The sequence below is a fragment of the Candidatus Methylomirabilota bacterium genome (assembly GCA_036002485.1).
GTDB lineage: Bacteria > Methylomirabilota > Methylomirabilia > Rokubacteriales > CSP1-6 > AR37.
On record DASYTI010000171.1, the window covers coordinates 1 to 10599 of the forward strand.

At 66.5% G+C, this 10599-nt stretch carries 12 protein-coding genes; 8 read left to right on the plus strand and 4 right to left on the minus strand.

The window, feature by feature from the left end; translation table 11 throughout:
* Window positions 1-237 precede the first annotated feature (237 nt).
* From VGT00_15970 to VGT00_15980, 3 genes are all read left to right on the plus strand, one after another.
* Window positions 238-594: a YciI family protein gene (locus VGT00_15970; protein ID HEV8532919.1), complete on the plus strand. Its 357-nt coding sequence runs from the start codon at window positions 238-240 to the stop codon at window positions 592-594.
* 7 nt (window positions 595-601) lie between these two features.
* Window positions 602-1867: a DUF6596 domain-containing protein gene (locus VGT00_15975; protein ID HEV8532920.1), complete on the plus strand. Its 1266-nt coding sequence runs from the start codon at window positions 602-604 to the stop codon at window positions 1865-1867.
* An 88-nt stretch (window positions 1868-1955) separates the two neighbouring features.
* Entirely contained in the window at window positions 1956-2762 is an 807-nt protein-coding gene (locus tag VGT00_15980; GenBank protein ID HEV8532921.1) for a transglutaminase-like domain-containing protein, read from the plus strand.
* A gap of 25 nt (window positions 2763-2787) precedes the next feature.
* On the opposite strand, the gene VGT00_15985 is transcribed toward VGT00_15980, so the two are convergent.
* The 3 genes from VGT00_15985 to VGT00_15995 all read right to left on the minus strand — a co-directional run bounded on the left by VGT00_15985 (window position 2788) and on the right by VGT00_15995 (window position 5696).
* A complete protein-coding gene (locus tag VGT00_15985; protein HEV8532922.1) occupies window positions 2788-3810 on the minus strand; it encodes a hypothetical protein in 1023 nt (340 codons plus the stop codon).
* A gap of 42 nt (window positions 3811-3852) precedes the next feature.
* On the minus strand, window positions 3853-4518 hold the full coding sequence (locus VGT00_15990; protein HEV8532923.1) for a pentapeptide repeat-containing protein: 666 nt from the start codon (window positions 4516-4518) through the stop codon (window positions 3853-3855).
* Between the two features lie 164 nt (window positions 4519-4682).
* Window positions 4683-5696: an ABC transporter substrate-binding protein gene (locus VGT00_15995; protein ID HEV8532924.1), complete on the minus strand. Its 1014-nt coding sequence runs from the start codon at window positions 5694-5696 to the stop codon at window positions 4683-4685.
* 179 nt (window positions 5697-5875) lie between these two features.
* Between VGT00_15995 and VGT00_16000 the strand changes: the two genes are divergently transcribed.
* The 5 genes from VGT00_16000 to VGT00_16020 all read left to right on the plus strand — a co-directional run bounded on the left by VGT00_16000 (window position 5876) and on the right by VGT00_16020 (window position 8748).
* Window positions 5876-6253, plus strand: a complete 378-nt coding sequence (locus VGT00_16000) for a cupin domain-containing protein (GenBank protein ID HEV8532925.1) — start codon at window positions 5876-5878, stop codon at window positions 6251-6253.
* Window positions 6243-6593 carry a hypothetical protein gene (locus VGT00_16005; GenBank protein HEV8532926.1) on the plus strand — a complete coding sequence of 117 codons (351 nt, stop codon included), beginning with the start codon at window positions 6243-6245 and terminating at the stop codon, window positions 6591-6593. The genes VGT00_16000 and VGT00_16005 overlap by 11 nt, the downstream gene beginning before the upstream one ends.
* A 3-nt stretch (window positions 6594-6596) precedes the next feature.
* Window positions 6597-7439, plus strand: coding sequence for a hypothetical protein (locus VGT00_16010; protein ID HEV8532927.1), 843 nt, complete (start codon window positions 6597-6599; stop codon window positions 7437-7439).
* 343 nt (window positions 7440-7782) lie between these two features.
* Window positions 7783-8112: a hypothetical protein gene (locus VGT00_16015; GenBank protein HEV8532928.1), complete on the plus strand. Its 330-nt coding sequence runs from the start codon at window positions 7783-7785 to the stop codon at window positions 8110-8112.
* Window positions 8113-8148: 36 nt separating this feature from the next.
* The gene (locus VGT00_16020; protein HEV8532929.1) at window positions 8149-8748 is read left to right on the plus strand and encodes a hypothetical protein; all 600 of its coding nucleotides are present in this window, start codon (window positions 8149-8151) and stop codon (window positions 8746-8748) included.
* Here the strand turns inward: VGT00_16020 and VGT00_16025 are convergent.
* The coding region (locus VGT00_16025; GenBank protein ID HEV8532930.1) for a sodium:solute symporter family protein at window positions 8720-10599 on the minus strand (1880 nt) is incomplete at its 5' end. The two genes, VGT00_16020 and VGT00_16025, sit on opposite strands and share 29 nt — an antisense overlap.

Below are 10599 nucleotides of genomic sequence, written 5' to 3' on the forward strand. Positions count from 1 at the left end.
GACGAGCCGCAGGCGTGGCAGTTCGAGCTGAAGGGCGTAGCCCTGAGGCGAGAGCTGAGTAGATCAGTGGCGAGGCGAGGGCTGAGATGGACAGGGGGGCGAGGCCTTATAACCCGCGGTATCCTGATGTCGATTCCCGCCCGGCCCGTTCGTCTACTCCTCGGACGACATGAACGGGCCGGGGCCGGCCGGCGTCCGGGCGAGCAAACGCCCCGCGAAACCACACAGGAGGCTCTCATGGCGAAGTTTCTGATACTGGCGCGCGGCACGGGCGAGGCGTACAAGAATTTGAGCCCACAGGAGATGCAGCAGGTGATCCAGAAGTACATGGCGTGGAGCGAGGAGATGCGCACGTCGGGGCGTCTCCTCCATGGCGAGAAGCTGCGGGACGGGGGGCGCGTGGTGCGAGGCGTCAATGGTAAGGTCACCGTCACCGACGGCCCCTTCGCCGAGTCGAAGGAGATCCTGGGCGGCTTCTGGATGGTCGAGGCGGCGAGCTACGAGCAGATCCAGCGCGATCTCGCCAACCATCCGCATCTGAGGGCGGGCAGCCTCGAGGTGCGCGAGATCGAGGACATGAGCAAGAGAGGCTGAGCCACGCGTGGAGCCCGCGGCGCCGTCCGAGGTCGACGCGCTCGTCGAGCACCTGTTCCGCCACAGCGCGGGACGCATGGTCTCCTCGCTCGCGCGCCGCCTCGGTCCGGCCCGGCTGGACCTGGCGGAGGAGGCGGTGCAGGACGCCCTCGTCCGCGCGCTCCACACGTGGCCCTATGGCGGCGTTCCCGTCGAGCCGGGCGCCTGGCTCTTCCAGGTCGCCAGGCACCGTGCCCTCGATCTGCTCCGTCGCGAGGCCTCGCTCCGCGGCAAGATCGAGCTTCTCGAGGGCGAGCCGAGTCCCGCCCTGGGCTTGGACGCGGCGGAGGACGACGCCGTGGGCGACGACGAGCTGGCCATGATGTTCATGTGCTGCCACCCGTTGCTGCCGCGGCCCGCTCGCATCGCCCTCACGCTCAAGACGGTTGGCGGCTTCAGCGTCGCGGAGATTGCCGCGGCCTTCCTGGCCGAGCCTGCCGCCATTGCTCAGCGCCTGGTGCGGGCCAAGCGCCAGATTCGCGAGGAGGACATCCCGATCGAGATCCCGCGTCACGACGAGATCGACGCGCGGCTCGAGAGCGTGCTCGACGTCCTCTACCTGTTCTTCAACGAGGGGTATAGCGTTCACGGCGGAGAGAATCTCGTGCGCGCCGAGCTCTGCGGCGAGGCGATACGGCTGGCGGGGATCCTCGCGGGCAATCGCCGCACGGATCTTCCCCCCGTGCACGCCCTGCTGGCCCTGATGCTGCTTCAGGCGAGCCGTCTGCCCGCGCGGGTGGACGAGGCCGGCGACTTGCTCCTGCTCTCGGAGCAGGATCGCGCGCGCTGGGACCGGGGCCTGATCGCGAAGGGTCTCCGTCATCTGGATCTCGCCGCCTCCGGCAGCACCATGACGGCGTACCACGTCGAGGCGGCGATCGCGGCCTGTCATGCCGTGGCCCGCGACGAGACCTCGACGGACTGGACCTATGTGCTTCGTCTTTACGGAGAGCTTCTGGCCCTCAAGCCTTCGCCCGTGGTCGAGCTCAACCGAGCCATCGCGCTGGCCATGGTCGAAGGCCCCACGGCCGGGATCCGTGCCATCGAAGGCATCCAGACGCATCCGGCCCTTGCGCGCTACTCCCTACTGCCGGCGGCCCTGGGCGCGCTCTGGCTCCGCGCCGGCGATGCCACGCGCGCCGCCGGCTACTACCGCGAGGCCCTGGCCCGCCCGTCGTCCGCGCCCGAGCGCCGCTTCCTGGAGAAACAGCTCGAGCGCTGCGCCGCGCGCTAACAGAGCGCCCATGATTACGATGTCACCACACGGGCTCGACTTCTACAGGCGGCCCGCGACGATGACGTCCGGTGGAAGACACGCGCGCATGCTCGATACGGTGCCGCGCGATCTGGCCGCAATGGCCCGTGTCGTGCAGGGCCTGTTGCTGCATGAGCACTGGGCGCCCGCCTATGGGGTGACGCTGTCGGACGAGCGGAGACGCGAGTCCCATATCCGTCCGGCTTCGCTGATGCTGGATCGTCTGCTCGCGGATGGCGGCCGGCCGATCTCGGTCGCTCGGCCGGTCGAGGCGCGACTCATCGGTGTCTGCCGCCATTTCACCGTACTGCTCGTCGCCATGCTGCGTGCCCAGGGGGTTCCCGCCCGCGCCCGTTGCGGCTTCGGCTCCTATTTCAATCCCGGTCGCTTCGAGGATCACTGGGTCTGCGAATACTGGGATGCCGCGGACGGGCGCTGGACTCTCGTCGATGCGCAGATCGACGACGTGCAACGGGCAAAGCTGAAGCTCGATTTTGACCTGCTCGACGTGCCGCGCGACCGCTTCGTGATCGCGGGCGATGCCTGGGCCCGCTGCCGCGCCGGTGAGGGCGATCCATCGGCGTTCGGGATTTTCGACATGCGCGGGCTCTGGTTCATCGCGGGGAACGTGATGCGCGACCTCGCGGCGCTCAACAACATGGAGATGCTGCCCTGGGACATCTGGGGCGCGATGAGCCGCCCCAGCGAGCCAGTGGGAGACGACCGCCTTGCTCTGTTCGACCGGCTCTCCACGGTCACCAGCGCGCCCGATGCCGCATTTACCGAGCTGCGCGGGCTCTACGAGGGCGACAAAGACCTACGCGTGCCGGGGACCGTCTTCAATGCGGTGCTGAACCGCCAGGAAGCGATTTGAAAAAGCTGCAGCGCAGTGACGTGCGCTAGAACTCGATCGTCCGGGTGACGGGGTGGGCGCCGATCTCGCCGCCCATCCACCCGGGGACCACCGCCGAGAAGCGTCCTGCCGTGCCTCCCGCGACGACTATCGTGATCTCCTCCACGGACGGGAACTTAGGGACGAGCGCGTCTGGATCTGCGCCCGAGGCATTCTTCAGCCTCCCGCTCTCAGCGCCGTCGGGTCCGGGAGCCAGATCCCGCGCGCGCCGCCTCACCGTCTCGAAGAGGTAGCGCTTCACGTCCTGCTTCGACCACCCGTCGCCGGCGATGGTCTTGGCGTGCTCCGGCCCGATCACCCAGAGGGTGTGGCCGTAAAGCGGAAAGCTCTTGTGGTTCCACACGCCGGCGGCCGACCAGCCCAGTGAGGCTACGAGTTGAGGGGCCGTGCGACTCAGGTGGTCGTTGATGATGAAGGGCCCTTCGCCGGGGAAGAGCGTCACGGTGCTGGCCTCGCGCGGGTGGCCGCGCTCCACGTGGAGCGGCTCCCAGGGCGAGGCCTCTTCGTGCTCGCCGATGCAGTAGGTATACCGGCCCGGATGACCGAGGGTGGACATGGAGATCTCGCCCGCCTTCGTGCCGCCGAGATTGATCATGATGAGGCGGAGCGCGCGGCCTATGGTGGCGTTGGCGCGAAAGCCTGGCCCGAAGACGCCCGCCGCGCAATTGACGCCGAGCCGGCCGCGCGCCGGACCATTGATGATGATGAGGGGCGAGGTCGCATTGGTGGTGCCGGATTGGCCGTGGAGATTGAAGGCGGGATCGCAGGCGGCTTCGACCACAGCCAGCACCACGGGGAAGTAGTCCGGCCGGCAGCCCGCCATGACCGCGTTGACGGCGAGCTTCTCGACGGTGGCCCGCCCGAAGTTCGGCGGCACCTCGGCTACCAGGGTCTCGCGCGGGCGCTTCGTCGCGGCCAGCATGCGCTCCACGCGCTCGCGCGTGGGCGGGACCACGGGAAGCCCGTCGGTGACGCCGCGCTCGAACCAGCTCTCCAGATCCTCGGCCATGGCGGCGCTAGTATACGGATGCGTCGACGGGGAAGCCGGAGCTCACCGTATGCGGATCCCGAGCAGGGTCGCGAGGATCATGGCCTGGGAGGGATCCACGACGGCTCCGTGAATGTCCGCGGGATTGAGCCGCAATCCTTCGATCACCGATCCCCGCAGGTCCGCCTCTCTCAACTTCGCTCCCCTCATGTCCGCGTTGTGCAAGTTGCAGCCACGGAAGATGCAGCCTTGCAGATCAGCGCCAAGGAAGTTCGCGTCCTCGAAGTTGCAGGAGTTGAACTCCGCGGACGTGAAGCGGGCGTAGGCGAACTGGGAATAGGTCTGGATGCCCTCGGCGATCAACACATCGTGGCACTCGGCAGGCTCCTCGACCCGGAAGCCCGTCATGCGACAGTCCAGGAACTCGACCCGGACGGCCGTCAAGGTGCGCGTCTTGATATTGGCGAGATCGCACCCGACGAGGCGAACGTCTCGTAAGGTTATCGCGGCGAAGGTGCTGTTCGGAAGCGCGACCCGCTTCAGAACACAGCTCTGGAGAGATAGGCTGGTCGCCGACAGGCCTTCCCGCTTGGACTCGTTGATCGTTTTGAGGGAAATCGTTATATCGGGACCACGCAAGACATCGGCATCATCCGCGACGGCAGGATCGACCGGCAGGTCGGGTGCGCGTCGAGGTCTGAATTCCGGCTTCACCTTGCCGCGTTTCATCTGGATGGCCCTTCTGGCCGTCGGCACCCACAAGCTGATGGCGCGCCTAGAGAGGCGCCTGCTCCACTGGCGAGGAGGGAGCCTGACCGTCTGAAGGTAGGCTCGGTAAGTCGGCGCATGCGTTCGCCATCTGAGCGTGGAGGGTCGCGACGAGCGATCGGTCCCTACTGGATCACTTGGGTAGCCTGCACCAGGACCGACTGCGGAATCGTCAGGCCGAGAGCGCGGGCCGTCTTCAGGTTGACGAACAAGTCGAACTTCGTGGGCTGCTCCATCGGCAGGTCGCCCGGATTGGCCCCCTTGAGAATCTTATCAACGTGGCTTGCGGCTCGCCGGTACGAGTCGACGAGGTCCGGCCCGAAGGAAAGGAGCCCCCCGGATTCCGGAAGCTCCCTGAAATCCGTGATCGTCGGTAGCCGGTACTTGAGCGCGAGGTCCGCGAGCATTTTAGGCCGGTTCGTGACCAACGGGTCGCCCGGTACGAACAACGCACCGGCGCGCTGCCTGGTCGCGGCCCCGAGGGCGCCCTCAAAGTCCTCCGGGACTCGAACCTCCAGGCGCTGAAGCTTCACTCCCATCGTTTGAGCCGCCGCCTCGAGCTCCTTCAAGACCGGCCCGTAGGCAGGATTGGGCGGATTCCAGAAGACTGCTAAGCGCGAAAGGCCCGGCACGGTCTGCTTGAGTAGCTCCAGCCGCTTCCCGGTGAGCTGCGAGGCCATCTCAGTCATCCCCGTGATGTTGCCGCCCGGCCGCGCCAGGCTGGCGATAAGACCGGTCTCGACCGGATGGGCGGCGAGGCTCCCCATGACAATGGGGATCGTGCTGGTGGCTTGCTTGGCGGCAAAGCTCGCCGGCGAACCCGAGGCCACGATGAGCTTCACCTTCAGATCGACCAGCTCGGCCGCGAGTGCGGGCAGCCGATCGTTGCGTCCCTCCGAGAAACGATACTCGATGACGATGTTCTGGCCCTCGACGTAGCCGTGCTCGCGCAGCCCCTTGAGAAAGCCCTCGATCAAAAATGCCCGGCCCTCGCGCGAGCCGACGGCCAGAAAACCGATCCGGGGTATCTTGCCAGTGGACTGGCCGGGCCATGACGGCATCTCGCAGCCAAACAGAAGGATCATGGCAGCCAGGGCCAGGCTGCCTTGCAGAAGCTGGCGACGGCTATAACGGCGCATGCGGGCTCCTCTGGGGCGCGAGTATCCCTTACCGCTTAATTTCCGTCAATCCACGGGGCTCTGCCGGGTTGCCAGCGGCGATACTCTGCGACACGCCTTGCGACGCCGCACTGGCGCGGACCGACCGTGGGCGCTATCATCGCCACTGCGGATCCAGTCAGACGGAAGGAGGCTCAGCGATGGACGAGACGGCGGTGGCAGCGGTGACCGGAGTAGCGCAGGTCTTCGATCTCCACGCTCTCAAGGCCTTCGCGCCCGACAAGCGGGTGCGCAAGATGCTCTTCAAGACCGATCAGCTCTGGTCGGAGATCGCCTGCTACGAGCCGGGACAGAGCACGGTCATGCACACCCACCCGAAGGAGGAAGAGGCCATCTACGTCCTCCAGGGCACGGCCAACATGAACATCGACGGCCAGGAAATCGTCGTGCCCGCCGGCTGCATCGTCAAGTTCCCGAATGCCGTCATGCACGACGTGCGCAATCTCGGAACCGAGCGCTGCGTGATCATGTTCCTCAAGGTCAACCCGAAGGTGCTCAAGGGCACTCATGATGGGTAACGTCGAGCGCTGCGACAAGACGCTGCCCTTGAACGAGATGATCTTCTACGTGCGCAAGGACGCCAAGCTGCGAGAGCGGTGGACGAGCGATCTCGAGGGGCTGGCCCGCGAATTCGGCCTGAGCCGCGCGGAGTACGAGGCCGTCCGCGACAAGGACGTGCGGCGGCTCAACGAGATGGGGGTGCACCAGTACTACATCCCGCAGATTCTCCGGCTCTTCTACGGCGCGTCGGCCAACGCCAACAGTCATCCGGTGCTCGAGGCCTACAAACGCGCCTATCCCCAAGAGGCCGCACAATCCGATCGGCTCCAGGCCGAGCTCGACAAGAGGAGTCGCTGAGCCATGGCCAAGATTGTCGCCGCCATGGCCATGACGCACTCGCCCGGGCTCACCGGTTGGTTCGACCGCGCCCCCCAAGACCAGCAAGCGCAGGCGCTCCAGGCCATAGGGGAGATGCGCCAGCGGCTGGCCGCCGCGCGTCCCGACGCGGTGGTGGTGTTCAGCAACGATCACCTGCTCAACTGGCCACTGAACAATACGCCGGAATACACGGTGGGCATCGGAGCCGAGCACGTCGGACCCGCGGACTGGTACGACGAGTGGCTCGCGCTCTCGAAGTACAGGATTCCCGGCCATCCGGCCCTCGCGCGCTACATCGTCACCGAGGGTGCGCGCCGGCGGCTCACCTTCGCCTACCTGCGCGAGATGCAGTTCGACGACGGCGTGTCCGTGCCCATGCACTATCTGAATCCCACGAGCGAGATTCCCCTCGTGCCCGTGACGATGAACTGCACGGTGCCGCCCATCCCCACGCCCGAGCGCGCGTATCAGGTGGGCACCACGCTGCGCGAGATGCTCAAGGCCTATCCCGGCTCCGAGCGGATCGCCGTGCTCGCCACGGGCGGTCTCTCGCACGAGCCGGGAGGCCCGCGCTACTTCTGGGTGGACGAGGAGTTCGACCTCTGGTTCCTCGACCTCTTGAAGAAGGGGGACCACGAGGCCCTGCTGCGCGAGTGCACGCTCGAGCGGATGGAGGCGGCCGGCTCGGGGGGGACGGCGGAGCTTCTCGCGTGGATCCTCGCGCTGGCCTTCACCACGGGCCCCGCCGAAGTGCTCGCCTACATGCCCGCCATCGCCTGGCGCTCCGGCACCGGCATGGTCGTCTGGAACAAGCTCGCCGGCTGACTACTTGCAGCGTGCCGGCAATGCGCCGGGCGGGGCAGGGGACATCTCCCGCGGGCCGTCGAGACCGCCCCTTCGTTAACGCAGGCGCGTAAGGCCTCCCCCCTCACTGACCTGGTGCCGTCTCGCGATCAGGAAGGTCTCGCTCCGGCCGACATTGAGGTCAACATCGCACGCTACGACATTTGAAAAGGGGATTGTCGAGAAGGTTTACAAATCGCAGGAGGCATTCCCTTGTGCGCTTGCACAAACTCTCTATTTGAAAAGAGTAGCGAGCGCGGGCACGAATCTTGCGGCGCTCGGCGCTGTCAGCTCACTCGGAGCGGAGCCGAAGGAGAGAGGGGTCATGACGGGCGCCTGCGTTGGAAGATGGGCGTTGTTCGCTCTCGTAATGTCGTCCTGGCTTCCTCTCCCGGGCGCCGCCACCGCCGCACCCGTCGTCGAGATACAGTTGCCCAACGCTCAGTTTGGGACCCTGAATCAGAACGACGTGGACGCCTGCAAGGACGCCTCCGGCCAATCGTTCTCGTGCGGTGCCGTCGCAGTTGTCAACTCCTTCGCATTCCTGCAGCGGCGCTACCCTCAGGTGTACGACGAGAGGCTGATCCCCGACCTCAACAGCAACCACCTGATCGACTACGACGAGCTCAAGGTGGCGGCAGAGGAAGTCGCCTGACTGCAGAACTGTGATCCCTCGGCCGGGGGATCGGGGGTGGCTGACATCATTCGCGGCAAGCAGCTCTATGTCGAGTCGCGGGTGCCGGGTGTCACCGCCTACGCGCAGCAGAACAGCTTCGGCATACCGAGCGTCAAACCGACCTTCGCCTTCCTCCTCAACGAGCTTCGGCATGGCGAGGATGTCGAGATCACCCTGGGCTATTTCGGAGCCATTACACAGGGGCGGATCGGCGGGCACGCCCTCACCCTGACCGGTCTGAAGTGGACGGACGACGACATGAACGGCAACGTTGACTTCGGTGAGGCCACGATGACCTTTATCGACCCGGCGACCGGACAGCCGGGCACGAAGATGATCTACTTCACATTCTTCAACGGAGGCTACCTGGGCACCGACTACGGCATGGGCGGGAATGTTAACTGCGGCAACCCGCCGGCGCCGTGCCGGATCCAGGCCATCATCATCGAGGCGGCAGTGTCGGAGAGCCCTGTGCTACCGGCACCCGCGACGCTCCTGATGCTGGCAAGTGGGCTCGCTGGCCTGGGCTTACGATGCGGGACACGTTGGCTTCGACAGCGCATCGTCAGCGCGAGCAGAACGACGGCTACCTTGCCAATCGAGAGTCCATGGTGAAAGAGCGGGAGATCCAGTAGAAGGCCGCAGCGGCCACGGCGAGCATGAGAAGGCCGGCCCCGAGCTCGCCGAAGATGATCTTGCCGATCCCGAACAGCGTCGCATAGACGGCCACGATGCCCGCGATCCAGTTCGTCCACGCTAGCGCCCCGCCCGGGATAGGCTCACGGCCGAAGCCGAGCCGCGTCGAGACCCGCGCCCATCCCGGCCCCCCGGGCCGCACGCGCCGGTAGAACGCCTCCAGCACCGCATCGGGCTCCGGCCGCGTCATCAGCGTGACGGCCAGCCACACCACGGTGCTGCAAGTCACGGTCACGAGCATGATGGTCGCTGTCGCGTTGGGATCGTTCTCCGCGAACCGCGGCTTGAGGTAAGCGAACCCGAGCAGACTGATCGCGAAGCTCGCGATCATCGCCGAGATCTCGCTCCACGCGTTGATGCGCCACCAGTACCAGCGCAGGATAAGCACGAGCCCCGTGCCCGCGCCGAGGGCCAGGAGCAGCTCCCACGCCTTCTCGATGCTCGTGAGCTGCGAGGTCACGGCCATGGACGCGAAGAAGAGAAGCACGGTGGCCACCCGAGAGACCGCGACGTAGTGTGCCTCGGTCGCGCGCTGGTTCAGGAAGCGCTTGTAGAAGTCGTTGACCAGGTAGGAGGCGCCCCAGTTGAGGTGCGTGGCCACCGTGCTCATGTAGGCGGCGGCGAACCCCGCGAGCATGAAGCCGCGCCACGGCGTCGGGAGCAGATCCACGAATGCCTGCACGTAGCCGGCCTCCCGGTCCTGGAGGGTGGGGTAGAGGATGACGGTGGCGAGGCCGGTGACGATCCAGGGCCAGGGCCGGAGCGCGTAGTGGGCGATCTGGAAGAAGAGCGTGGCGAGCACGCCGTCCCGCTCCGAGCGCGCGCTGAAGATGCGCTGGGCGACATAGCCGCCGCCGCCCGGCTCCGCGCCGGGATACCAGGCCGCCCACCACTGCACGGAGAGATAGACGCCGAGGGTGAGGAGCGGCATCCACGCGTAGGCATGGATGCCGGACGGCGTCACGCTCACCGGCAGCACGGACAGCGCCGCCGTCTCGCTGCCGAAGTGGGCGATCACCTTGGCCTTCAGGATGTCGATGCCGCCGACCGCGCGCACCGAATACACGGCGAGCACGATCACCGCGCTCATCTTGACGACGAACTGGACGAGATCCGTCCACATCACGGCCCACATACCTGCCGCCACCGCGTAGGCGGCCGTGATGGCGAAGCAGATGCCCACGGCCACCACCTCGCCGCTCACCGTCATGCCGAGCAACGTGACGTCCTTGAGGCCGAGCGCGATGGTCAGGATCTTGATCATGGCCCGCGTCACCCAGCCGAGGATGATGAGGTTGATCGGGATGGCCAGGTAGATGGCCCGGAAGCCGCGCAGGAAGGCAGCAGGGCCGCCGCCATAGCGCAGCTCGGCCAGCTCCACGTCCGTCATGACCTCCGCCCGGCGCCAGAGCCGGGCGAAGAAGAAGACGGTGAGCATCCCGCTCATGACGAAGTTCCACCAGAGCCAGTTGCCCGCCACGCCCTTGGTGGCGACGAGCGCCGTGACCACCAGCGGCGTATCGGCGGCGAAGGTGGTGGCGACCATGGCCGTGCCCGCGAGCCACCAGGGCGCCTGGCGGCCGGAAAGGAAGTACTGGTCGAGGCTCTGGCCGCCGCGCCTGGTGAAGTAGAGCCCGATGGCGGTGCAGAAGAGGAAGTACGCCGCGACGATCGCCCAATCGATCGGCGAGATGGTCATGGTGAGGTCCTGGGCGAGCTCACGGGGAGGAGAGTATACGCGCGCGCGGCGCGAGCCAAGGGCTACGAGAG

Bases quoted from the DNA above. Each gene is read 5' to 3' on its own strand.
- VGT00_15970 (HEV8532919.1), top strand. From the start codon at position 238: ATGGCGAAGTTTCTGATACTGGCGCGCGGCACGGGCGAGGCGTACAAG.
- VGT00_15980 (HEV8532921.1), top strand. From the start codon at position 1,956: ATGCTCGATACGGTGCCGCGCGATCTGGCCGCAATGGCCCGTGTCGTG.
- VGT00_15985 (HEV8532922.1), bottom strand. From the start codon at position 3,810: ATGGCCGAGGATCTGGAGAGCTGGTTCGAGCGCGGCGTCACCGACGGG.
- VGT00_15990 (HEV8532923.1), bottom strand. From the start codon at position 4,518: ATGAAACGCGGCAAGGTGAAGCCGGAATTCAGACCTCGACGCGCACCC.
- VGT00_15995 (HEV8532924.1), bottom strand. From the start codon at position 5,696: ATGCGCCGTTATAGCCGTCGCCAGCTTCTGCAAGGCAGCCTGGCCCTG.
- VGT00_16000 (HEV8532925.1), top strand. From the start codon at position 5,876: ATGGACGAGACGGCGGTGGCAGCGGTGACCGGAGTAGCGCAGGTCTTC.
- VGT00_16005 (HEV8532926.1), top strand. From the start codon at position 6,243: ATGATGGGTAACGTCGAGCGCTGCGACAAGACGCTGCCCTTGAACGAG.
- VGT00_16010 (HEV8532927.1), top strand. From the start codon at position 6,597: ATGGCCAAGATTGTCGCCGCCATGGCCATGACGCACTCGCCCGGGCTC.
- VGT00_16015 (HEV8532928.1), top strand. From the start codon at position 7,783: ATGACGGGCGCCTGCGTTGGAAGATGGGCGTTGTTCGCTCTCGTAATG.